Annotated in this window: 27 protein-coding genes; 9 read left to right on the plus strand and 18 right to left on the minus strand. The window is 62.0% G+C overall.

Annotated features, from left to right (window positions below):
• Positions 1-261 precede the first annotated feature (261 nt).
• A complete protein-coding gene (locus tag VKF82_03355; GenBank protein ID HME81096.1) occupies positions 262-1,617 on the plus strand; it encodes an epoxide hydrolase in 1,356 nt (451 codons plus the stop codon).
• Entirely contained in the window at positions 1,614-2,066 is a 453-nt protein-coding gene (locus VKF82_03360) for a VOC family protein (GenBank protein ID HME81097.1), read from the plus strand. Before VKF82_03355 ends, VKF82_03360 begins: the two co-directional genes overlap by 4 nt.
• A gap of 8 nt (positions 2,067-2,074) precedes the next feature.
• Here the strand turns inward: VKF82_03360 and VKF82_03365 are convergent, their stop codons facing one another.
• The 6 genes from VKF82_03365 to VKF82_03390 all read right to left on the minus strand — a co-directional run bounded on the left by VKF82_03365 (position 2,075) and on the right by VKF82_03390 (position 5,445).
• Positions 2,075-3,247 carry an alkaline phosphatase family protein gene (locus VKF82_03365; protein HME81098.1) on the minus strand — a complete coding sequence of 391 codons (1,173 nt, stop codon included), beginning with the start codon at positions 3,245-3,247 and terminating at the stop codon, positions 2,075-2,077.
• Between the two features lie 10 nt (positions 3,248-3,257).
• Positions 3,258-3,653, minus strand: a complete 396-nt coding sequence (locus VKF82_03370; GenBank protein HME81099.1) for a Rieske 2Fe-2S domain-containing protein — start codon at positions 3,651-3,653, stop codon at positions 3,258-3,260.
• Positions 3,646-3,981 (minus strand): ferredoxin-thioredoxin reductase catalytic domain-containing protein, encoded by a 336-nt coding sequence (locus VKF82_03375; protein HME81100.1) that lies wholly within the window; start codon positions 3,979-3,981, stop codon positions 3,646-3,648. Before VKF82_03375 ends, VKF82_03370 begins: the two co-directional genes overlap by 8 nt.
• A gap of 11 nt (positions 3,982-3,992) precedes the next feature.
• On the minus strand, positions 3,993-4,238 hold the full coding sequence (locus VKF82_03380; protein ID HME81101.1) for a glutaredoxin family protein: 246 nt from the start codon (positions 4,236-4,238) through the stop codon (positions 3,993-3,995).
• A gap of 12 nt (positions 4,239-4,250) precedes the next feature.
• Positions 4,251-4,577 carry a Rieske (2Fe-2S) protein gene (locus VKF82_03385; GenBank protein HME81102.1) on the minus strand — a complete coding sequence of 109 codons (327 nt, stop codon included), beginning with the start codon at positions 4,575-4,577 and terminating at the stop codon, positions 4,251-4,253.
• A gap of 88 nt (positions 4,578-4,665) precedes the next feature.
• Complete coding sequence (locus tag VKF82_03390; GenBank protein HME81103.1) at positions 4,666-5,445, minus strand: hypothetical protein; 780 nt, start codon at positions 5,443-5,445, stop codon at positions 4,666-4,668.
• Between the two features lie 243 nt (positions 5,446-5,688).
• Between VKF82_03390 and VKF82_03395 the strand changes: the two genes are divergently transcribed.
• On the plus strand, positions 5,689-6,363 hold the full coding sequence (locus VKF82_03395) for a hypothetical protein (GenBank protein HME81104.1): 675 nt from the start codon (positions 5,689-5,691) through the stop codon (positions 6,361-6,363).
• Between the two features lie 28 nt (positions 6,364-6,391).
• Here VKF82_03395 and VKF82_03400 read toward each other — a convergent pair whose 3' ends face one another.
• Positions 6,392-7,501 (minus strand): DNRLRE domain-containing protein, encoded by a 1,110-nt coding sequence (locus VKF82_03400; GenBank protein ID HME81105.1) that lies wholly within the window; start codon positions 7,499-7,501, stop codon positions 6,392-6,394.
• Positions 7,502-7,705: 204 nt separating this feature from the next.
• On the opposite strand from VKF82_03400, the gene VKF82_03405 reads away from it, so the two are divergent.
• From VKF82_03405 to VKF82_03415, 3 genes are all read left to right on the plus strand, one after another.
• Complete coding sequence (locus tag VKF82_03405) at positions 7,706-8,743, plus strand: alcohol dehydrogenase catalytic domain-containing protein (GenBank protein HME81106.1); 1,038 nt, start codon at positions 7,706-7,708, stop codon at positions 8,741-8,743.
• Positions 8,744-8,861: 118 nt separating this feature from the next.
• Positions 8,862-9,155 carry a cupin domain-containing protein gene (locus VKF82_03410; protein HME81107.1) on the plus strand — a complete coding sequence of 98 codons (294 nt, stop codon included), beginning with the start codon at positions 8,862-8,864 and terminating at the stop codon, positions 9,153-9,155.
• Positions 9,156-9,172: 17 nt separating this feature from the next.
• Positions 9,173-10,168, plus strand: a complete 996-nt coding sequence (locus VKF82_03415; GenBank protein ID HME81108.1) for an aldo/keto reductase — start codon at positions 9,173-9,175, stop codon at positions 10,166-10,168.
• 36 nt (positions 10,169-10,204) lie between these two features.
• Here the strand turns inward: VKF82_03415 and VKF82_03420 are convergent, their stop codons facing one another.
• Positions 10,205-10,786: a GrpB family protein gene (locus VKF82_03420; GenBank protein ID HME81109.1), complete on the minus strand. Its 582-nt coding sequence runs from the start codon at positions 10,784-10,786 to the stop codon at positions 10,205-10,207.
• Positions 10,787-10,851: 65 nt separating this feature from the next.
• On the opposite strand from VKF82_03420, the gene VKF82_03425 reads away from it, so the two are divergent.
• Entirely contained in the window at positions 10,852-11,298 is a 447-nt protein-coding gene (locus VKF82_03425; protein HME81110.1) for a DUF5069 domain-containing protein, read from the plus strand.
• Between the two features lie 9 nt (positions 11,299-11,307).
• Here the strand turns inward: VKF82_03425 and VKF82_03430 are convergent, their stop codons facing one another.
• The 9 genes from VKF82_03430 to VKF82_03470 form a co-directional block, all read right to left on the minus strand.
• A complete protein-coding gene (locus VKF82_03430; GenBank protein ID HME81111.1) occupies positions 11,308-12,363 on the minus strand; it encodes a tartrate dehydrogenase in 1,056 nt (351 codons plus the stop codon).
• Between the two features lie 38 nt (positions 12,364-12,401).
• A complete protein-coding gene (locus VKF82_03435; protein HME81112.1) occupies positions 12,402-12,923 on the minus strand; it encodes a hypothetical protein in 522 nt (173 codons plus the stop codon).
• Positions 12,920-14,140 (minus strand): class I SAM-dependent methyltransferase, encoded by a 1,221-nt coding sequence (locus tag VKF82_03440; protein ID HME81113.1) that lies wholly within the window; start codon positions 14,138-14,140, stop codon positions 12,920-12,922. Before VKF82_03440 ends, VKF82_03435 begins: the two co-directional genes overlap by 4 nt.
• Before the next feature lie 72 nt (positions 14,141-14,212).
• Positions 14,213-15,727: an arylsulfatase gene (locus VKF82_03445; GenBank protein ID HME81114.1), complete on the minus strand. Its 1,515-nt coding sequence runs from the start codon at positions 15,725-15,727 to the stop codon at positions 14,213-14,215.
• 134 nt (positions 15,728-15,861) lie between these two features.
• Positions 15,862-16,164 carry a hypothetical protein gene (locus VKF82_03450; protein HME81115.1) on the minus strand — a complete coding sequence of 101 codons (303 nt, stop codon included), beginning with the start codon at positions 16,162-16,164 and terminating at the stop codon, positions 15,862-15,864.
• Between the two features lie 17 nt (positions 16,165-16,181).
• Complete coding sequence (locus VKF82_03455) at positions 16,182-16,799, minus strand: hypothetical protein (GenBank protein HME81116.1); 618 nt, start codon at positions 16,797-16,799, stop codon at positions 16,182-16,184.
• A gap of 20 nt (positions 16,800-16,819) precedes the next feature.
• Positions 16,820-17,200, minus strand: coding sequence for a VOC family protein (locus VKF82_03460; protein ID HME81117.1), 381 nt, complete (start codon positions 17,198-17,200; stop codon positions 16,820-16,822).
• Positions 17,201-17,287: 87 nt separating this feature from the next.
• On the minus strand, positions 17,288-17,938 hold the full coding sequence (locus tag VKF82_03465; GenBank protein HME81118.1) for an isochorismatase family cysteine hydrolase: 651 nt from the start codon (positions 17,936-17,938) through the stop codon (positions 17,288-17,290).
• Positions 17,939-18,090: 152 nt separating this feature from the next.
• Positions 18,091-18,627 carry a hypothetical protein gene (locus tag VKF82_03470; protein HME81119.1) on the minus strand — a complete coding sequence of 179 codons (537 nt, stop codon included), beginning with the start codon at positions 18,625-18,627 and terminating at the stop codon, positions 18,091-18,093.
• Positions 18,628-18,765: 138 nt separating this feature from the next.
• On the opposite strand from VKF82_03470, the gene VKF82_03475 reads away from it, so the two are divergent.
• Both VKF82_03475 and VKF82_03480 read left to right on the plus strand, forming a co-directional pair.
• On the plus strand, positions 18,766-21,528 hold the full coding sequence (locus VKF82_03475) for a tetratricopeptide repeat protein (GenBank protein ID HME81120.1): 2,763 nt from the start codon (positions 18,766-18,768) through the stop codon (positions 21,526-21,528).
• A 26-nt stretch (positions 21,529-21,554) separates the two neighbouring features.
• Positions 21,555-21,728 (plus strand): hypothetical protein, encoded by a 174-nt coding sequence (locus VKF82_03480; protein HME81121.1) that lies wholly within the window; start codon positions 21,555-21,557, stop codon positions 21,726-21,728.
• A 63-nt stretch (positions 21,729-21,791) separates the two neighbouring features.
• On the opposite strand, the gene VKF82_03485 is transcribed toward VKF82_03480, so the two are convergent.
• On the minus strand, positions 21,792-23,312 hold the full coding sequence (locus VKF82_03485; protein ID HME81122.1) for a S53 family peptidase: 1,521 nt from the start codon (positions 23,310-23,312) through the stop codon (positions 21,792-21,794).
• Positions 23,313-23,320 lie beyond the last annotated feature (8 nt).

Genomic DNA, 23,320 nt, shown 5'->3' on the forward strand with positions numbered 1-23,320 from the left:
CTCGCGACGACACCGCAAGCATCGTGATCAGGTGAAGTACCTTTTTCAAAGCCGTCCTTCGAGTTCGCGAGCGTCGCAGAATCCAATGTGTGGAAATCCAATACGTGGAAATGTTAAGAATACTTAATTCTATCTAACTGATATTGTTAGGCACCTAGCAGTAATCAAGTTAAAAATGTGCAAGGCGGTGCCTCCTCAACGTCTCCAGCTGAGATGCGCTGGCCGCCCTGCTCTTAGGCACACTTGATATGAGACGTTCGCATGCTAGAAAAGCCCAACGTCAATCGACGCCACTTTGTCAGCGCTGCCGCCATGACCATCGCCGGCGCTCAGCTTGCCATGTATGGCTGCACGCGATCGAACACGACTGAGAGCTCTCCAGAAAGGAATCAACCCGTGGCACAAGTTCAGCAAGTGACGGGCAGCGGCGCGACCGCGATCCGCCCGTTTCAGATCAACGTTCCCGAAGCGGAACTCGTCGAGCTTCGCCGGCGCATCAACGCGACGAGGTGGCCCACACGCGAATTGGTCAACGACCAATCGCAGGGCGTTCAGTTGGCGATGATACAGGCACTCGCGCGCTATTGGGGGACCGATTATGACTGGCGCAAATGCGAAGCGAAGCTCAACGCAATACCGCAGTTCACGACCGAGATCGACGGTCAGGAGATCCAGTTCATTCACGTACGCTCGAAGAACGACAACGCATTGCCGCTGATCGTGACGCACGGCTGGCCGGGATCGATCATCGAGCAGCTCAAGATCATCGAACCGCTGACCAACCCTACGGCGCATGGGGCGAGCGCGAGTGACGCGTTTCACATCGTGATCCCGTCGATGCCCGGACACGGATTCTCGCCGGAACCCACAACGTTGGGCTGGGATCCCGTGCGCATCGCAAAGGCCTGGGTCGTGCTGATGGAACGGCTGGGGTACGATCGCTTCGTCGCGCAGGGTGGTGACTGGGGCGCTAACGTCACACAAGAGCTAGCATTGCTTGCGCCGACGAAGGTGATCGCGATCCACACGAATATGCCGGGCACCGTGCCGGCAGACATCTTGGCTGCAGCTAAGTCTGGCGCCAAGTCACCGGTGGCGCTTTCGGGCGATGAACTCCATGCGTTCGAGCAGTTGAGCGATTTCTATGCAAAGCATCTCGGCTACGCGGTCGAAATGACCAACCGCCCGCAAACGCTTTACGGGCTCAGCGATTCGCCGATTGGCCTAGCGGCGTGGATGCTCGACCACGACAAAGACAGTTACGAGATGATTGCGCCCGCGTTTTTCGGGCACCCGGGCGGCCTGTCGCGCGACGATGTCCTGGACAACGTCACGCTCTACTGGCTCACGAACTCGGGCATCCCGTCGGCTCGCCTCTACTGGGAAAATAAACTCGATTTCTTCGACATCAAGGGCGTTGCCGTACCGGTCGGCGTAAGCGCATTCCGGTACGAACTCTACCAGGCGCCGCGCAGCTGGTCTGAAAAAGCGTATCCAAAGCTCGCATACTACAAGAAGCACGATGTCGGCGGCCACTTCGCCGCCTGGGAACAGCCCCAACTCTTTTGCGAGGACGTTCGCGCGAGCTTCACGTCGGTACGAAATGGGAACGCATGATGAACGAAGTACAGGTTGAAGAGAAGGGCTATCAGATGCCACCGCGCGAGGGGTTTACCGTCGCGCACTTTCTCACCGTAGCCGACGTTGAGCGATCCGCTCTATTCTACGAAACCGTCTTCGGAGGCCGGATCGTGCGCAGAAGCGAGCGCAAAGGCGAGCCGGCGTACATTCAAATCGCGAACACGTGGCTCATTGTCAACATTGGAGGCGGTCCGACGCCCGACAAACCGACCGTGACGCTCAGCGCGCCCGCCGGCATCGATGAGGTCTCCAGCTTCATGAATATTCGCGTGGCAGACATTCAGGCGTGCTATCGGCTATGGCAGAGTCGAGGAGCGAAATTCCTCACCGAGCCCAAGGAAAAGTATGGCGAGACGCGCTGCTACATCCGTGATCCCGACGGTTACATCATAGAAGTCGGGCAAAGCTATGCGCCGGTTCGGTGATCACGGCGTCATTGGTTGAAGACGTCATTGCCAAATGCCGCGAGTCCGCGTGCGCCTGAGTAACCGAGGTGGGGAAGCCCGAAGATGTCTTCGATCGTCTTAAGCGTCGAGTAGTGATTGTATGGTTCCCGCGACACCGTGCCTGCTTTGATGAACGGTGACAATGCGACTGCCCCGATGTGGCCTCCGCCCGGGCCGATCTGCCCAGCAAACTGGGTGTTCGGGCCGCTCTGCTCACCGCAGCACGCGGTCGCGTCGCCGGTGAGCACCAGCTGACCATTGACGAGCTTCCCCTCAACCTCGCTCTCATCGAATAGGACCAACAACAACCCATCGCGCGAATATGCGGGCGAGGCCAGAATCATCGGGACCCACAGCGACAGCCACGCATTGGCCGACACCAAGCCGCCTGGTTGGCGTGTCACGCACGGGGAATCATGCCCGTCGTCGCATAGATTCGGCGTGATGAACGTCAGATTCGCTGTGGTCTCGTATGCGGCGAGATCGCGCGGTAGCTCGCGGAAATTGACGACGTGCGCCGCGCAGTCCGATGAGTCGGTCACCGAATGGAAATACATGAATGGATTGTGGCGCGTCGCATATTGATCGCCTTGTGGCGCCGCAGCCGACGGTCCTTGGGCCTTTTGCGTGTTGTCCGGAGCACCGAGGCCCGGGTGTCCGCAGGTCGCGCTCTCGCGGGCCGGATCGTTCCCCATGTCTTCGCTGTAGGATCGCCACGTCAGTCCCCTGGACGCAAGCTCGTCGGCGATATTGTGGACCGACGCCGGGTATACGCAGCCCTGACCCACGGCTTGGCCGTCTGCAGCGACGCCTTTGCCCACGAACTCGACATACTGCTGGCAATCGCGCTGTGTCGTGGGATTCGGCGCCTGACCGCTGATCAGGGCGATGTAATTGTCGAGGCTGACATGCCCGACACCGAAGTAGTTCTGGAGGTAGGCGCCCTTCGCGACAAGCGTCTGCGAGAGGTACGGCGCTGGCGATGAAGGCCCGAAGGAGACGTCGTTGTCCTCGTTTTCGAGCATGATGATGAAGACGTGGTGGATGGCTGGGAGGTTGGCTGCGCTAGCCGCGTCGGCAGCGTTTGCAGTTACGAGGGCCAAAAGAAGCGACAGGCACGACGAAGCGACTAGGCGTGAGACATATCCGCGTGTGCGCACCAGTTGCGACTCAGGGCGCGACGTGGACCCAGCCGCCTTCGATTTTCGTCTCGTAGGTGCGGATAGATTCCGTGCGGACCAGTTTCATCAGCATGTCGATGCGCTGCAGGTATGCGGCGAGTATGGGCGGAGGGCTCTCAGTGCCGATGTCGGCCGGAACCGGCCCAGACAGTGCTTGGCCGGTGCTGACGTCGAACTGGGCGCAGTGCATGGCGCACGTGACGATTGTGCCGTCGAGCGTGCCGAAATCTAGTGGCGCGTTCATGTGTCCGCAGCGTCGCTCGATGGCATAGTAAGTTCCGCCGCAATTGCAGATGACAATATCATGCCCGGCGAGCTCAACGGCTTTCATCCCGCCCGGCGCGATCTCATCGGTGCTCATAGCCGGGATGAATTTGTCACTCAAGGCCCACGTCCGTCGGCGACAGTTGAGGCAAAGTGTTCGGATCGGTGACATCCTTGTGGACGAAGAGGCCGCACCAACAACGTTTGATGGAATCGAAATACTCCCGATGGAAGGGGATGCATGGGCAGACGATCTGCATGTCGCGAGCTCGGTCGTTGCGCAGCGGCTGACAGGGGCAAAACGGAATTCCGTGCTTGCTCTCCAGCGTCACCTCCTGCTCGAGCAGAAAATCCTTCAACTCCAAGTCGGGCGTGAACTTAAAGCCCAACGGCCCGACGACCTTAGCAAAGAAATACTCAAGCGCTTTTTTTCTTGATTCGGTTCCCATCCAGCGCCTCCTTAGGATTTCAGCGCGGCCGCGTAACGATCCGGCTGGTAGCCCACGATGACTTGGTCGCCGATCTTAGCGTACGGAAAGCCAGTGGCGCCGGCGGCATCGAGTTCCTTTAGAATCTTTGCTTGCGTCGCCTCGTCGGCCAGATCGTAATCGATGTCGGTATACGGGATGTGTCGATCCGTGAAGAATTGCTTCGCTTTGTGGCACCAGGGGCAGGTTGAGAGAGTGTACAGAGTGACGTTCTTCATGCCATCTCCTTTTCAATCGAGTCTAACGAACAGTTTGCCCGCCTCAAGCTTCGTGGCGTACGCTGTGAGACCGAGCTCCGGCGCGTTTAAGAACTTGCCCGTTCGAACATCGAAACGCCAGTCATGGCATGGGCAGACGATCGAGTATCCTTCCAACCTCCCCATGAACAGCGGACACGCCATGTGCGCGCACGCTCCTGAGACCGCGTAGACCGTGCCGCCGACGCGCGCCAAGACGACGTTCACTCCCTGCGGATAGGCCGCCGCCATGCGACCCTCTAGCAGTGCGCTGTCGTCTATTGCGTATTCCCAGTTGAGCGGTTCGTGAGTGGAGTTCATTTCCTGGCCCTCTATGACTATCAAGCGGAAATCCTTTGGCTCTTGGAACCTCCGTTCCATTGCTCGAACGTGCGCTCGACCCAGGAGTTCATCGGGTGGCAAGATCTGGTCGGGTGTCAGCACTGAGGAGATCGGCGAGAATCCAAGCGACTCCGGCAATCGCGAAGGTCTCGACGGTTTCGCTCCAATTCGAGAGACTGCGAGGATTCGAAAGAAGCAACGGGATCCACACGAGCAGCCCGAAAACCAAAAGCATGATCGTGAGTAGGCGGGCCGCGAGAAGCGCCATCCGATTCGTAAGAAGAGCCACGGCCGCGAGTGCGAACGCAACCGTCGTCGTTATCGCCCAAAACATCTGACTTGGCGGAAGCCACTTCGGAACAAGACTCGCGGTGTTGTCAAGATAAAATGACTGTTCCAGGGTGAAAGACGCGACGCAGACGCCAAAGAGAATGCGGCCCATCCGATCAAGCGTCTCCGGCGCCCATGCCGACGACGTGCGCGCGTACACGATCGCTGCGCCGGTCACGAGCGAGAACTGCTCGAAGAAGTTACCCCAGCTATTGTAGATCTGCGGTGCGCGGACGATGCCTGGCACGCACAGCAAGGCGAAGACAAGATACACCGCGCCGAGGACGAACGCGCCCGTTTTCGCGGTCCGACGGAACTGAATCGCGGCGCCGCCGAGGATCTGGGCGGCAGCAACGGCATAGACGAAGACCGGGCCATCGGTAGCGTTCAAAATGGAACGCAGTTGATCCCAGTCTTTGTAGTCGTGCCAGACCAGCGTGATGAGGCCAAAGGCCAAAGCCGCCGCTCCAAACACATGACGACCTAAATTCGAACGTTCGACGCCGTCAGGCCACATTGTCCGCGGCTTCTCTTAAGGCGACTGTAATACATAGCATCTGAACTCAAAGCGGCATTGAGGCCCGCCCGCGGAACGGTTGAGAGACACGCCGAGAGAGCGTGCGGACCGAAAGGAAACCCTATTGTGAGGTCTTATGACCGGCCCATTGTTCGCGTGCTTGCCATCGCGTGGGTGGCGCTCCTCAGTACTGTGATTTCGCAGTCCTCCGCTGCCATCGCTTCAACGAGCGCACTCACAACCGTGACAACCGATGACAAGACAGCTTCGGTTGGGGTTCCAAGCGGCTGGACACTCAAAAAGGGATCGAACGGTTTTGTCTATGTGACGGGCCCAAACGACGAACGGGTCAACCTTGGCGTTCTCGTTGTTGCGAAGAATGCCAGCGCAGGGAGTGACGTCAGCGGCGACGTCGTCTTCGCGCTTCCGTTCAGCGCGAGTTTGAGCGACAAATTCACGACGATCATGCAGAAGGGCGCCGCGAAGCAAGGGCTCCCGGCACCCCAAATGACCATCGCGAGCGTGACGAAAATGAAGCTTCCGATGTGTTCTCAACTCCTCGGAGGCTGGACTGCTGGTGCAAAGTCCTGGAAATTTGAGGGAGTCCTGTGTTCTCTTCAGCCCGATTATCTCGGCTTATATAAGAACCTCGTGTTCCTCGCGCAAGTGCCATCCAACCTCGCGGCGCAGGACCGGCCCATTGTCGAGCAGATCGCGCAAAGTTACCGCGTGACTCCGGCGATGTTCAAGAAAATGCTTTCCCCGTACACTCCGCTGCCGCCACAACCACCGGTTGGCGCCATGCCGATGGCTCCGTATCAGGACCCCACGAATTCAGATTGCTTCGACTACAACGTCATCCGTGAATCCCCGCCATGGGAAGTTCCGATGCACTGCGGCGGGTACCAACCCGGCTAGCCAGGGCACCTCGAACGAGGGAGCTATTTCACGAGTGCACGATCGTGAGCTTCGCGTTCTTGTCGAGCTGCCACACGCAATAGATCGCGGGTGAGCTGGCGTAGTTCGACGCTTCGAGCCTCCCACGCAGGACGAATCCGTTGTTCGGCCTGGAGCCGTTGATCCACGAATGAACGGTCGAGGCGACATCGAGGCCATAGCTCAAATATGGAGCGTCGACCCGACTGAGCGAGCCTCCGACGAGGTCCGTTGAGCCCGCAGGCTCGCTCATCCAGTCTGTCGCTGCAGGTCCCATCTCGTAGAGGCAATAGTCCTCGGTGGACCCAGGGGCTGATTTCGTGGTCTTGACGGATAGGGTGGCCTTGATGATGTACAGATTTTTCAGGTCCGGGAGCTTGAAATGGAAGTACGCGCGGTAGTAGTTCGCAATTGTCTCGGTCACGGTTTTGGTAGTGGAGAGGGGACAACACGTTTCATAGAGGTAAAGCCCGCCGACACACGGGGTCGTATTCGTACAGGGGAATCCTGGCCCGATCGTGATCGGGTTGGGGCCACTCACGTATTCGTGCGACCGCGATCGCACGGCCGATTGATTGGCCACGATAACGTCCGTGAAGGGTCCGACCGATCCCGGCGCCAGGCAGACCCACCTGCTGGGTTTCGATTCTCGCTTGCCGACGACGGCGGTGACCGCGTAGCAGCGATTGCCGAACCCGTTCGAAGGGCGTTTGACGAAAGCAACGGTGGCCTGCGACGTGTTGCGATCGACGATCTTATGAAGTCCATTGTCGACTTCGTAGACGTTGAAGCCGTTCGGAGCCGGGTACGCCGCATCGCCGGTCCAATTGAAGACGAGCACCAGCAAGCCGTTCGTGTACGCGCTTTGACAAAAGAGCGCCGCGACCAGCCCGGCATGGGTGCCGCACACCTGGAGATCACGCGTCTTGGTCAGCCCGGTCGGCGGCGGAATCGGTAGCGGGCGCGGCGTGGGTGTGGGTTTGGGCGTGGGTCGCGGCGTCGGCCGCACGGGCGAAGAGTGAACTCCGTTGCCAACCGGCGCGTCAGCAAACACCGGGCCACCGAGCAAGAAGAGCGATGAGAACATAAGGGCTAGTTGAAGGGCGCGCACAAATCGCATGATCGCACTCCGTTCGAACGTGGGCATCTAGCCAGATAACGCAGCAACGGCTTGCTAGGGTTCCCCAGCGGTTAGACGCAGGCGACCGAAAAGGCTTCTCCGAGGGCTGCCGAGCGCTGGGCCCGCAAGTTTGCACCCGCAGGCGAGCGGCGAAAGGCTTCGAAGGTATGCGCCCCCCGATACTGCCACGGCTGCGAGGCGGTTATGAAAGCAACGGTCTACCACGGCGCGCACGACGTACGCCTCCAGGAGGTTCCCGATCCGCATATCCTCGATCCGCGAGATGCGATCGTTCGCGTGACGCGCGCAGCGATCTGCGGATCGGACCTGTGGTTTTATCGCGGCATTTCCGATTTGGCACCTGGCGCTCGCACCGGTCACGAATTCATCGGCGTCGTGCAAGAGGTCGGCAGCGAAGTGCAAAGCGTGCGCCCAGGCGAACCCGTGATCTCACCCTTTGTCTCGAGTGACGGAACGTGTGAATTCTGCCGCGAGGGCCTCCAGACGTCGTGCGTACACGTCGGCTACTTCACGGGCGAACGCGGCGCCCAGGCCGAGTTCGTCCGAGTGCCGTATGCCGACGGCACGCTCGTCAAAATGCCCGACGCAATCGCGCATGACGACGCGAAACGTAACGCGAGCGTTGCGCTCTGCGATGTCATGGCCACCGGGCATCACGGGGTAGTCGGTGCGCGAACGACGCCGGGCTCAACGGTCGTCATCGTCGGCGACGGCGCAGTGGGGTTATGCGCCGTGCTCTCCGCCGCACGAGAAGTGCGTGCCGAGCGGATCATCGAGGTAGGTCATAATCCCAAACGGCTGGAGATCGCCAAGCGTTTCGGTGCGACGGACACATTTGATTCGCACGACGCCAACGTCCAGGCAGACATTCTTGAACTGACGTCCGGCGGAGCGCTCCATGTGGTCGAAGCGGTCGGCAATCAGGAGAGTTTGGATCTGGCAGTGGGCGTGGCGCGACCGGGCGGTACGGTGTGCTTTGTCGGCGTGCCGCACAACGTCAAGAACCCGCCGCTTGAGGCGATACTGTTCGGCAATCTCTCACTCCGCGGCGCGGTTTGCCCGGCGCGCGCGTACCTGCCGCAACTCATCGCAAGTCTCGAAGCCGGTCGCATCGATCCGTCACCGGTCCTCGATCTCACACTCCCGCTCGACAAGGTTGCGGATGGATACGCGGCGATGGACGAGCGCCGCGCCATCAAAGTGTTGCTCACAGTCTCATAGGAGCGAGCCGATGGATATCAAGCGCGTTGGTTCACAGCCATCTGGTGCGGGGTCGGTCGAGTATTTCACTGGAGCCGTCCGGATCGATCCGCTTTTCGATAGAAGTGATCCAGCGCGCGTGAGCGGCGCGAGCGTGACGTTCGAACCGGGGGCTCGCACGGCATGGCACACCCATCCGCTCGGTCAGACGTTGATCGTGACGGCCGGGTGCGGCCGCGTGCAGCGCTGGGGCGGGCCGATCGAGGAGATCCGGCCTGGCGATGTGGTCTTGATCGCGCCCGGTGAGAAGCATTGGCATGGTGCCGCTCCCGCCAACGCGTTGACACATATCGCCATTCAAGAGAAGCTTGACGGCAAACCCGTTGACTGGATGGAAAAGGTCGGCGACGAACACTATGGGACTTCCCCATGACCGAAATGGAGCAACCTGTGTTACGCACACGCAACCTCGGCACGCAAGGTCTCGCCGTTTCTGCGATCGGTCTCGGCTTGATGGGCATGAGCCAGGCCTACGGCAGTGCTGAGGAGCGCGACGAGCGCGAATCGATCGCGACTATTCACCGAGCGATCGAGCTTGGTGTGACGCTCTTCGACACTGCCGAAGCATACGGACCGTATGCGAACGAGGAGCTGCTCGCTCGCGCACTGCAGGGCCGCCGAGACAAGGTCATCATCGCGACGAAATTCGGCTTCAGGTTCGGCGAAGGAGGCATTAGCGGCATGGACAGCCGGCCCGAGCACGTGCGAGAGGCAGTGGCGGGCTCGTTGCGCCGGCTCGCGACCGATCGCATCGACCTCCTCTATCAGCATCGCGTGGACCCGGCGGTTCCAATCGAAGAAACGGTCGGTGCGATGGCCGAGCTCGTGCGCGAGGGTACGGTTCGTTTCCTCGGCCTATCGGAAGCCGGCGAGCGCACGATCCGGCGTGCCCAAGCCGTGCATCCCATCTCCGCACTGCAGAGCGAATACTCGCTTTGGGAACGCAATCTCGAGCCGCGCATCATTCCGCTGTTGCGCGAACTGCGCATCGGGCTCGTTCCCTTTGCACCGCTTGGGCGCGGTTTTCTCACGGGCTCCGTGAAGCGTGCCGAGGAATATCCGGAGAGCGACTTCCGCCGCAACGATCCCCGCTACCAGGGGGCGAATTTCGACGCGAACATGCGGGCCGCATCGGCCGTGCGCGAGCTCGCATCGCGAAAAGGCGTCACGCCCGGGCAGATCGCGCTCGCGTGGCTGCTGCACAAGGGCCCGGATATCGTGCCGATCCCCGGAACGAAACGGCGCAGCTATTTGGAAGAGAACGTCGGAGCGGCGGCCGTTGCGCTGACCGCTGAAGACATGGCCGCACTCGACGCAGCGCTTCCACCCGACAAGGTGGCGGGGCCGCGCTACGGCGAGCGCCAGATGGCACAAGTGGATCGCTAGGCAAAAACGACCGCGAGCGATGCTCCGCGCCGAAGGCTATTGTCTCGCGTCGTGGGCCCGAGCGATGATCTCCTCGACGACGGCGGTCTTGGCGTCGGCGTAGTTCTGAACGTACTTCCACTCTCGCTGAGCCAGCGCGCGCTTTGCGTTCGCGTAGCGTTCACGATCGGCGTCGTTCTCGCGCAGCCAATCCCGGAAGGTCAGCATACGCCCGATCTCCGGGCAGTTGACCGAAAAGACATGCAGGTTGATATTCGTCCGCGGACCCTTGAATAGCCGGTGCTCGTGCCAATCGGGTTCGCGGATGCGCAGCACGTAGCCGGCATGTTCGAGATCAGGGAGGTACGCGGGTTCGTCCGCTGAGTTTGTGACGACCAGCATCATGTCGACGATCGGCTTCGCCGGCAACCCCGGCACGGACGTCGAACCGACGTGTTCGATCATGAGCGCGCGCTCGCCGAGAACGTTTTGCAAAGCTTGGGCTTCAGTCAGAAAGAATTGCGGCCAAAGCGGGTCGTAGTCCGCAAGGACGACGCGACCTTGCAGCGGTTGAAGCTCACCGACCGTGTACGCGCGGATTTGCTCCTCGGTATGGCCTGATTCGCCGCGACCTGGCATTGTGCAGGCTTTGCGCACCACAATGGCCCAACCTCGTCCAAGCAGCTGCTGCACGAGAGTTGAGAATGCCGACCGATTTTCGAGATGGTACGACGTTTCCGCGGCGAGGCCGTGAGGCCTTAGGCGGTTTTTTGTGGCTGGCCCGCGTGTTTGACAAGGCGCGCGCGAAAGCGAGCAAGACGCAGGACGGCTACATCTACCCGTGTCCAATGGATCGCGCGATGATGCAACGCTGGGGCATCAGCCCTGGCGGGTTCACCAGCGCCGTCAGCGAGCACCCAAGCGACGATCAAATCCTCGCGTGGCTCTCCGAGCGAGTCACGCCGGACCGCATGCAGGCGGCCAACGCGTGGCTCCTGGAGCAACGATCTTCGCTGGACCGCCAGGATGCGGAAGAAGGCGTGCCCGGGGCGGTCGCGCCGGCATGGCCGCCGCAAGGCATCCTTATCGGCTTCGTCGTTGCCGCACTCGCGCTAGCGGTCGCATGGGTCACCCGCCTGCTCCACCGTTAGAGGGTAGAGCTACAGCGCAGCGGCGATCGCCTTGCCGACCTCGTCCGTGCTCGCCCGTCCGCCGACGTCACGGGTGCGAGGCCCGTCGCGCAGCACCGCTTCGATCGCTTTCATAACCGCATCGGCGGCATCGGCGTGGCCGAGATGCTCTAGCATCATCGCACCGGACCATATCTGGCCGATCGGGTTTGCGATGTGCTGGCCTGCGATGTCCGGGGCAGAGCCGTGCACCGGCTCGAACATCGAGGGGAACTCGCGCTCCGGATTGAGGTTCGCCGACGGCGCGATGCCGATCGTGCCTGTGACCGCCGGCCCAAGATCGGATAGGATATCGCCGAAAAGATTTGAGCCCACGACGACATCGAACCAATCTGGATGCTGAACGAAATGTGCGGTCAAGATGTCGATGTGATACTGGTCGGTTCTCACGTCAGGATAGCGTTGTGCCATTTCCCGCACACGCTCGTCCCAGTAGGGCATTGTGACGGCGATGCCGTTCGATTTCGTAGCCGACGTGAGGTGCTTTTTCGGCCGGCTTCGTGCGAGCTCGTACGCGTACCGTAGGATCCGATCGACGCCGCGCCGCGTGAACACCGACTCCTGCACGACAAGCTCGGCGTCCGTTCCCTCGTTGAGGCGACCACCTATGGAGGAATACTCGCCTTCGCTGTTCTCGCGCACGATCCAAAAGTCGATATCGCCCGGCTTACGCCCGACCAAAGGTGAAGCGATGCCGGGCATGAGCCGCACAGGGCGCAGATTGACGTATTGCTGGAAGCGGCGGCGGATCGGGATCAGCAATCCCCACAGCGAGATGTGATCGGGCACTTCCGGTGAACCGACGGCGCCCAAGTAGATCGCATCGTGTTTGCGGATGCGGTCGAGCCCGTCGTCGGGCATCATCTTCCCGGTCTTGGCGTATTCCCCGCAGCTCCACGGCAGATGTTCCCATTCAAGACGCAATCCGAATTTCGCAGCCGCCGCGTCGAGCACGCGAATGCCCTCGGGCACGACTTCTTTGCCGATGCCGTCTCCTGGGATCACCGCTATCCGGTATGTCTTCATGCTTTGTTGGGGCTGCGCCTCACGGGTCCTCTTTCGCACTAAAGCATTCGTCGCTCGTTGCTCGGATAATCGCCGTCCGGATGTTCATCGGCCCACGCTTTGGCTCGAGCCGCCAAGTACTCGAAGTTCTCAAAGACGTGAGGTCGATTGGTTCTGGTGATGGCGATCCCGTCCGCGAGCAGATTCCAATACAGATTGACGTTGAACCAATCGGTCTGTAAGTACGTGCGTTCGTCGATAAGGCCGCTGCGCACGAATGAACCGATGTGGTTATACATGTCGCATAAGTAGAATTCCGGGTGCTTGCGCCTATCTATGGGGATCTCGAGCAAGCTCGCGCGAAAGTCGTCGTCTTTCATGCGCTCCGCCAACTCGTGGCGCACGAAATTCACCAGCTCGCGCACGCTGGGATCCTGCAGCATGCCGAACACCGTGATGAGACCGCTGAGCTGGTTGCTCGTGCGTAGATGACGAAGCTGCACCAGCGCCGCGATCGCCGACGCGGTGATCACGAGAAAGGTGCCGATCGCGGCGGCCGTGTTCAAAGCTTCCAGCGTCATGCTCGACCCGTGCGAGGGTTTGAAGAAGTATCGAATACGACCTGGTCCCAGCGCCACAGCTGCTCGAAGAACTCGCGCGCGATGCCGCGATCGTCGGGCTCGATGCAGATGTCGGCGATGGAACGTTTCCCGTCTACCGCGCTCAACAGCCGCTCCTGCTGCGCGTCGATCGGCAAATACAGGTCCGTATATGTGTGATTGCGATTGATCAGCACCGCCGCCGCTCCCGAGGGCAGGCGGTCGCGCACCGCAATCGTATCGGGCAGTCGGATGGGGAGGTAGTCGAGCCAGTCATCGCCGGTGAAATCCACGGCGGCGCCGCGTACCGCCATGTTCTTCCGATATGCGATGGCGCTATGGCGCACCATCGTTCCGCGGAACAGTTCCATCTCGGCGTATTGGTCCGCGATCGGCAGCGCGACTAGCTTCGGCCGATGAGGCGTCGATGCGATAGCGCCACACCATGGCAAGTAGGGCGCTTGACGCACCCAACGTCCGAACGCGAGATCGGCGTCTCGCAGAAAGTCCATCAGCTGCGGCACCGCGTACGATCGGTCTAAAGGATGGAGCAGCGCATCGGCAAGCCCGGCACTGCTGGCAAAGTCGGGCGAGTTGCGCAGCAGCGGCACAAGGGGATGGTCCGGCGGAAGCGCCTTGAGGGAGGCGGCGAGGTCGCGGATCTCATGGTCGGTTCGGCCGACGCCGAGTCGCCGGCAATAATCCTGAAGCATGTAAACACCGGCGCGGCCGTAGGGCGCGTACACCATCAAGTGTAGGGCACCCGCCGGTGCGAGCAGGTCGTGCAGCGCTCGCAGACCTGCGTCGGGGTCGGGCAGGTGATGCAGCACGCCCGTGCAGACGATGTAGTCAAAGGTTTGGCTGAGTTCACCCGCGCGCTCCACCGCGAGCTGGTGCACCTTGAGATTAGCGAGCCCGTGCTTGCGCTTCAACTCTTGCGTGAACGCGATGCTGTTCGCACTGACGTCGATTCCGGTCACCTTGGCGTGAGGCCAGCGCAACGCGTAGTGGGCGGCCTGCATGGTGCCGCAGCCAGCCACCAAGATACTGCGGTCATCTCGGTACGGTTCGGCCGGCCAGAAGAGATGTGAATCGGCGCGCCGGCGCTTGTCGTCCCAGGACCGGCGGTACCAGTCTAGATCGTCGATGGGCGGCGGGTATGGATGGCTTTCATAAAAGGCGCCGACGTCATCTATCATAAACGCGAAGAGCCTTCCATACCGGGTTGGCTTAACCCGGTAAGGAAGGCTCTTCGGAGCTGACGCTACGACCTAGTCGGGCGACTTTTGCACCTGCGCCAACACTGAGTCCAGGTTGAACGAAGCGGGTTTCTGTCGCGGCGGGAACTTCTTGAAGTCCTCGATCTGCGACGCCACGACCGCTTGCATCAGGTACAGCTGAGGCGCGTGATCCACCAGCCAGTCCCAATACGTGTTCGAGTTGAAGTCCGCCCGCTCGAACGGGTCGCGCCTCAGGCTCATGATGTGCGGCAACCGAAGCTTCACGAACGGCTCAGCCCACTGCGACATCGTGTTGGCGCGCTGGAGGGCCAGGTTGAACTTCCAGTCGCCAACCCGAACGGCTATGACGTCGCCGTCATCGCTGAAGTACATGATCCAGTTTCTCGGGCTTTCTTTCACCTTGCCCGAGAAGTATGGGATCATATTGTAGCCGTCGAGATGGACGTTGTACTTCTGGCCGCCCACCGTGGTGCCGTCGAGCAGCTGCTTGGTCACGTCGGGATTGCCGGCGGCGGCGAGCAGCGTCGGGAACATGTCGATGTGTGAAACGATGCCGTTGTAGATTGATCCAGGTTTGATGACGCCGGGCCAGCGGATGAAGCAGGGCACGCGCCATCCGCCCTCCCAGTTCGAGTCTTTCTGCCCGCGGAACGGGGTATTTGCGCCGTCCGGCCAGGTGTCGTTCTCCGGGCCGTTGTCGGTCGAGTACATGACGATGGTGTTGTCGGCGATCCCAAGCTCATCGACTTTGGCCAGCATCATGCCGATCTGCTCATCGTGGGTGACCATGCGATCCCCATAAGGATCTTGGCCGCTCTTGCCGAGATTTTTCGCAGCGACGTGGGTCCGGAAGTGCATGGCCGTGGAGTTGTACCACAGGAAGAACGGTTGGTTCGCCTTGGCCTGCTTTTCCATCCATCCGAGAGCGGCGCTGGTGATCTCTTCGTCGATAGTCTCCATGCGCTTCTTGGTGAGAGGACCTGTATCTTTGATCGTTTGCTTGCCGACCCGTCCCCAACGAGGATCGTTGGTCGGGTCATCCTTGTCGGTTGCGAGGCAATGGAGAACGCCCCGCGGCCCGAACGCGGCAAGGAACTTGGGATCCTTCGGATAGTCAGGCAGTTCGGGCTCTTCCTCGGCATTGAGGTGATACAGGTTGCCGAAGAACTCGTCAAACCCGTGCACGGTCGGCAGATACTCATTGCGGTCGCCCAGATGGTTCTTGCCGAACTGTCCGGTGGCATAGCCAAGCGGCTTGAGCAGCTCGGCTATGGTCGGGTCTTCTTTTTGCAGGCCGACGGTTGCGCCGGGCATTCCGACCTTGGTGAGGCCGGTGCGGATCGGGTTCTGCCCGGTGATGAAGCAAGCGCGGCCCGCGGTGCAGCTCTGCTGCGAGTAGTAATCGGTGAAGAGACCGCCCTCGTTCGCCACGCGGTCTATGTTAGGCGTGCGATACCCCATCATTCCGTGGCTGAAGCGGCTGATGTTCCAGATGCCGATATCGTCGCCCCAGAGAATGAGGATATTCGGTTTTGACTGTGCCATCGCGACCTTTCCTTTAGCCTTGCGATTTAGGTCAGGCGCGGTTCGTTGGGGCGGTTTCATTCACCCACAGCGGTCCTTGATATTACGTGCGAGGAGTGAACTACGCTCGCCGAACTGCCCCTAGTGCCGAAGTACTAGTTCCAGCGCCCGCGCGAAGCGTCGGCCTTCGCATACATGAGAAAGCTGCTGACGGCCGCGGTGAAGACCACGCTGCACATGAAGATCATGATCCCTTTCAAGCTGGTGCGCAGGATGCTGGGCGGCAACCGCACCTGCAGAACCATCACGACGAGCACGACGACTGTCGTCACGGCAAGCGCGACGACGAACCATCGCTCGATCTGCGCACCGCGCCGTAGCGGATCTCGGCGCACGAACCAGCGGGCCAGAACGTAGCCGATCGCGATCCCCAACCCCAAGCCGATATAGACGTCCACTTACGCGCCCTGGCACATCACAGGTTCAACCGCTCAGCGCTCGGATGGATTGCTGCTCGATACCCTGCGGCCATTACCGCGACTGCAGAACGAGGCGTCAGCACCTCGACGCCGCCATGCGCCGGTCTCGCGCGCCGTTCCGAGTACCCGAGCGCTGACCATGCGAGAAGGTTCTTGCCCCAGACCAGCCACGCCCGGTCGTCGAAAACGATATAGGCGCCGTCGGGAAGACTGGCGGCGTCTGCTCGATAGACGCGCTTGGCGTGCCCGTCCCGTCGCTCGCGGTGCAATTGCGCATCCATCAGATCCGCGCTCGCCGGCTCGCCGTGACAGCTCGCCCACAGATCTCGGAAGCGCTGATAGTCGGTGCGCCGGCATTCGGCGCACGGCCGGTGGCCGGCGGCAAACGCCGTCGCCTCGTCGAGGAAGAAGAGCTCCGTATACGAGTGCGGCCGCATGACGACGCGATGCCGACCCTTGAACTCGAGCCTGCACGCGATCCAGCGGCGCATGTGCGAGGTGCGGACGATGCGGCGCGCGTCATCGTGCAAGATGCCGCGGTTGCCCATCATCAAGCCGCGTCCGGCGAGCGCGACGATCTCGCCGAAGGGGGTAACTCTGTTTTGCAGCGGCATCTCCGTGCAGGAGCGCGCTGCTATCGCGGCTTCAATTGATGGAGGATGAACTCGTTGCCTTCGCTGTCCAGCGCGAACGCCAGAAAACAGCCGGGCGTTTCGTAGACCTTGGCGTCGTCCTCGAACGCGATGCCGCTCGCTTTGCATGCCGCGACCGCTGCGTTGATGTCCTCGACGCCGAAGTGGACCCCGCCGAGCTTCTCCCACGGCGCATTCGGCGGCTTGACGATACCGAACGTCTCGCCGGTTGGAAACGTCCACTCCGCGCCGACAGGCGGGTACTCCAACGTCGGAGCAAAGCCCAACAGGTCGGTGTAGAACTTCGTCGCCCGGTCGACGTCTTTCACGAGGTACGAGGTCGTATCGACGCCCCGGATTCCGATCTTGCTCGCCGTTGCCATCGCGTCACGTTCTTTCTCATGTGGGTTGCGTGTATGGGGCAGCGTGATTCGCTGGGCGGAGGGGCCGCTCCGCCTAGCGCAGAGGATCTACCTCGGTCCAGCCGTCGCCGGCTCTCGTGTAGCGCTCCAATCAGCGATGATGTCGTCCACGGTCCGAAATTGCCGCTCCGGATCGCTCGCGTACCACGCCTTGAAATATTCGAGGCCCGCGGCATGCGCTTCGCCGGTGAACGCCGTCAGCACGTCGGTGACCCACACGAGATCGTAGCCGCGCTGGAATGCATCGCCCGAGGTATGGCGCGCGCAGCAATCGGTGTGGAGGCCCGTGATGTAGAGCCGCGTGATTCCGCGCTCGCGCAACACCTCGTCGATCGAGCTGCTGCAAAACGGGCTGTACGTCCGCTTGCCGAGCACGACGTCGCCCGGCTTCGGCGCGAGTTCCGTGACGATCTCGGCCTGCCTCGTGCCGGCCATCGCGTGCGGCGGCCATTTGCGCAGCTCGAAGTCGTCAAGGGTGTGGGCGTCCGTCGTGTAGATCACGGTCGCTCCCGCGCTGCGCGCCGCATCGAGCAGGCGCGACAGTCTGGGGATGATGCCTTGGGCGAGCTTTTGGTAGTCCGCGCCGCCGGCATCGGCGATCATGCCGCCCGGATACACGAAGTCGTTGGCGAGGTCGATGACGACGACCGCGCTTTTCGCAAGGTCGGCGGTCGAGATGTCGGGGGTTGTCCTGGACATGACGGTATCTCCCATTGTTGAGTGGACCACCGCCGAGGGGCCGTTTGGGAAACGCCTGAGCCGTCGGGGTTGACGGCTGCTCTCATGCGGGGAACGCGGTGTCGCGTTACAGACCTATTCAGTCCGGCCTGGCGGCGGATTCCTGCTTAGACCTAGTGGTGCTTCACGTACATGCCGTTTTCGGCTGTCGGCATCGGCTTAAGCGTCCACAAAGTTCCGTCCTGGTATTCGATCTTCAGGGCGACGCACTGCGGCTTCACTCGCGGAGTCGCGGGCGGATGGATGCCGTAAAGTCGCTTGATCTCAGCCCCGGGGGCAAAGGTGCCCTGGTCGCGCACCTCAGCGATGAGGATGTCGACGACGACGAGCCCGAAGACGACCGTCTTCATCGGTTTGGGCGAAACGTTCGTGAAATCGATGAACAACCGCGACGGCGAACTTGCCGGCGGTTGGTAGTACGCAAGCCCGAATGGATCGTCCCAGTAGTACGGCGTGTCCGGATAGTAGCCGTCGCTATAACCGACATAGCTCGATGCCGGTCCGCCGCCTTGTCCGTAATTGAATTGGGCGTCGCAGCGTGAGACCTTCACTTGGGCCGCGACCGGCGCGGCGTTCGGTGAGGGGTTGGCCAGGCACATCGCCGGCATAGAAAGCGCGACCGCGGTCGCAATCAGCAGTGTTGGTCTCATCGTCTCCTCCGTTGCGCGCATTTCCCTAACGCACGCGGCTATACCCGCAGGATCACCAGCGGAGGGCGGCCGCAGCATCGGCCGTCTGTGTTTTCAACGCGGATTTGTCGGCCTGCAAAGCGAACGAACCGTATCACAGTGGATACCGCCACCGTCATCTTGCTGTTCACCGACATCCAGGGCAGCACCACGCGCTGGGAACGAGATCGTGCCGCGATGGCCGTCGCCGTGCGCCGGCACGACGAGCTGATAAACGCCGCGATCACGCAGTCGCGCGGGCGCGTCTTCAAGACGGTCGGCGATCAGTTCTGCGCGACGTTCTCCACGGCGTCCGACGCGATCGCGGCGGCGCTCCACGCGCAGCGGGTCCTCGCGGCAGAAGATTGGAGCGCCATCGACGGACTCGACGTGCGCATGGCGATCCACGCCGGTCAGGTCGAGGAGCGCGATGGCGATTATTTCGGCCGGCCCCTCAATAAAGTTGCCCGGCTGCTCGGCGTCGCGCACGGCGGACAGATCGTGCTCTCCGGCGCCGCCGCAAGTCTGATGTCGGGCGACCTTCCCGCAGGTGCGAAGCTGTCATATCTGGGGCAGCACAGGCTCAAGGACCTCGAAGGCGTAGAGAACGTCTATCAGCTGCTCGCACCGGATCTGCGCGAGCAGTTTCCGCCGCTGCGCTCGCTCGAAGAATTTCCCAATAATCTCCCGCTGCAACTTACGCCGTTCATCGACCGTCAAGACGACCTCAAGCGCCTTCACGGCCAACTCGAGAAGACGCGGCTGCTGACACTCGTCGGCACCGGCGGCGTCGGAAAGACGAGGTTGGCGCTGCAATTAGCGGCCGATTCGCTGACCCGCTTCCCCGACGGCGCGCGGTTCATCGATCTGTCCCTGACGACGAGCGCCGAGTCAGTGGCAGACGAAGCAGCTTCGATCTTGTCCACACGCGCAAGCGCGGACCAGAGCGTCACCGAGTCCATCATCACCGCCATTCGCGCTCAACAGATGCTGCTCGTCTTTGATGGCTGCGAACACGTTCTAGCGGCTACCAAGACCCTGATCGACAAAGTCGTGCACGCATGTCCGAATGTCAGCGTCCTGGTCACGTCGCGACAAGCGCTCGGCGTCGTGGGCGAGAGCGTTCACAACGTGAGCACGCTTGCCGCTCCGCCGGAAGGCACCGAGACCGCGACAGCCGCCCTGGGCTTTAGCGCGGTCAAGCTCTTCGTGGATCGCGCGACTGCGGCATCGAATCGCTTCACCTTGACCGACGCGAACGCCGCGACCGTCACGCACATCTGCCGGCGTTTGGACGGCATTCCGCTCGCGCTCGAGCTGGCGGCAGCGAAAACGTCGGTCCTGAACATCAAGCAGCTTGGGGAGAAACTGGACGAGCGTTTTCGTCTCCTGTCGGCGACCGGCAGCAATCGCCTGCCACGCCAGCAGACGCTGCGCGCGCTGATCGATTGGAGCTTCGATCTGCTCGAGGAGCCCGAGCGCGTGCTCTTCAGGCGCGTGTCCGTCTTCGCCGGAGGCTGGACGCTGCAGGCCGCAGCGGCGGTCTGCCCGGACGAAGGTATGGACGAATGGCAGGTGCTCGACTTGCTCTCCGCCCTCGTCTCAAAATCTCTCATCGCCGTGGAATCGTACGGCGACGATCAGCGCTACAGCATGCTCAACTCGATCCGCGACTACGGTCGCGAGCGGCTGAGCGCGGCGAACGAGGCCGGCGCAATCGCTGCGAAGCACGCGCGCTACTACGCCGGCTTCGCCCGCGATCTGGCGCCTCTGGTGGAGGCGTTGGAGGACGTGCAGTGGCGGCATGCGCTCGCACCCGAGATCGACAACATCAGAGCAGCATTGGATCGGACGATCGCGGGCGGCAACGATATCGAGCTCGGACTGGGTCTGCTCGCGCAGCTCGAGTGGCCGGAGCTGCTGACCACGCCCCAGGAAGCGATCCGCTGGTTCGACGCGGCCGCAAAGGCGGTCGAGATGACGGACGACGCGCTGGCAAAGGCGCGAGTGCTGCGCCACTACGTTCGTCTGGACTGGATGGTGGGCCGTCCGATCGGTGCGCGGGAAAAGATGGCAAAGCGAGCGGTCGAGACCGCGCGGGCGAGCGGGGATCCGAGCGAAATCGCGCGAGCGCTTTCCAATCTCGGCAGCTGCTATCGCGACGCCGGGCGTTTCGATGAAGCCGACGCGCTGTTCGTACAGGCCTACGCGGCGCCGGACGCCCTGTCCGCGATCGCAGCGAACGAGGTCCTGCGCAATTGGGCGGTGACGGATCTTCAGCGCGGCGAGCACGAGATCGCCCGCCGGCGCTTCACCGATGTCGCGCGCTGCGAGAGACCCGGCAGCGAGGCGCATGCCAGCGCGCTGCTCAATCTCGGTGAACTCGAGTTCGCCGTGGGGAACTTCGAAGCCGCGCGAGGCGCCGCACGGCAAGCCAAGGAAGCGTTCGAGCGCCTCACGGCCGCGCCGCTCGGCCTTGTCATGTGCAATCTCGCAGCGTACGCGATGGCGGTCGACGACCTTGCGGAGGCTCGGGAGATGCTTCGAGAAGCGCTGAGACTCTCGAGGCAGTCGGGAGCTCGCTGGATGCTTATAGCGTTGGAACATCACGCCGTGCTCGCCGGACTCGCCGGCGATCACGAGCGCGCAGTGACCCTGCTCGGCTTCACCGAGCACCGCCGCCACGATGATCAACGGCAGCGGACCGAGCAGCACGGTTACGAACGTCTGATGGGTCTTTTGACGCAGATCTACGATAAAGACGAGCTCGGGGAGCGGATGAACGCTGGGGCTCGGCTAAAGGACGAGCAGGCGTTGGAACACGCGGCGGCGATTAGCCGCCACACACATCACCACACGCTGGCGGGGACCACCGCCGAATAGGGAGCGATATCACGATGGCGAGCACGATGAAGGAACAGATACAGCAGCACCTCGATGCGCACGCGAAACAGATCGACGAGCTTCACAAGAAATTGGACGCGGCGGTCGGCGTCGACAAGGAAAAGCTTCAAAAGGCCGTCGACAAGTTCAAAGCGGCGCACAAGCAGTTCCGCGACGACGCGCTCGCCTGCATGAACTAGACTACGCACGGATGTAGTCCCGCGCTCTTAAGCGCGGGCAAGCCCGGCCTCAAGAGGCCGGGCCTACATTGCGCGCAACGTCTTTTCTATCGCAACTCCGATCGGAATACCCAGCCCCGTGCATGGATCCCAACCAGCGCCGGCTTGAAAGCGGCCGTTGCTGCCCGCGGTGATGTCGTGCAAGAGCGGCTCGGCGGATTGACGGTAGAGGATCGGCGAGAAAAAGCCGATCGGCACGCCGAGCCGTTGGTTGATCCGCGCGGTCAACGCTGCCCATAGCGGCGCGACCGAGCTCGTGCCGCCCATCGCCAACTCGGTTCCGTCCATGATCACGTAGTAGCCGGGCTGCTCCTGTGCAGCGACGTCCGGCACACCGCGCCCTGCGTGCATGCGGTGATGCGAAGCGACCGCTCGCACGGCGTCTTGCCACGTGGGGATGTCGAATCGCTCGCTGAATCCGCCGCCGGTCTTTTCCCACGCCTGCTCTTGTGCGTTCGCGCCTGCAGGGATCACCGTTGCGCCGCATGCGATCGCGAAAGGGCTTGATGCCGGCGCCAACACGTGTGGCGAACCGTCATAGTCGAGCTCGGCGCCATTATCTCCGGACGAGCAGAAGACGGTCATGCCTGCCAGCGCCGCAGCGGCGAGCAGATCGTCAAGGATGTGCAGCGCGACGGGCGTCCACAGGTGTTCGGACCATCCGTAGCTGATCGACAGCACCGACGGCGCGTGCTCGGTGTCGAAGACCGCCTCGCGGATAGCGTCGAGAAAACCCCGTTCGTCGTCGGGCGCCTCGTACACGACGATGCGCGCGCCGGGCGCAAGCGAGCCGATGATCTGGACGTCGAGCGCCGCTTCGAGGTCTTTAGTCGTCGCGAGCTCGTGCGCGACGGCGGCGTTGTCGACGCGCTTGACGATCGGCGCGGCGACGATGAGGCCCTGCGCCTTCATGCATTGATCGAAATCGCTCTGTTTGAACAAGCCGCGCAGCTGCACGACACCGATGGTCTGGCCGCGGCCGTCACCCTCAGGGAACTGATACCGCGTCGCGACATCGCGAGCTTGGAGCGGCGTCGAGTGGCGCGCCAACGACCCGAGCTTGCGCGAGCGCGGCCACTGGTGCAGCCCGAAGATGCCGTGGACGATGGCGGCGATGTCCGCTGGGACGTGCAGCGCGTTCGAGCGATGGCGGAAGCGGCGTTGGCTGTCGTCTTCGAAGATCGCTACGGTCGCACCGAAGGCTTCGATCAGACGCTCGAGCGAACCGCTGACCGATACGGATCTCCACTGCGTTTCGGCGATGGTAAGCGCGAAACGTTCGCAGTAGCGCCGCAGCGCCTCGACATCTGCGGGGTCTGCGCCGGTCTGCTCCGCGAGCATTTTTCGATCGATATATGCGCGCCGCGACGGCGGTGTGGCCCCGAGCGCCCGTGCCCTGTCGGCGTCAAGTTCGCCGCCGCGCCTCGGACGCAGCCATGCCGTCAACAAGACGTCGTGATCGGCGACGAGCGGCTCGGCCTGGTGGCTCCCGGGCCAGACCTTGCGCTCCGTTCCCGGTATAGGAACGCGTTCTTCTGCTGCCATGCGCACCA

This window comes from Candidatus Eremiobacteraceae bacterium (assembly GCA_035314825.1).
In the GTDB taxonomy this organism is placed as follows: Bacteria; Vulcanimicrobiota; Vulcanimicrobiia; order Eremiobacterales; family Eremiobacteraceae; genus JAFAHD01.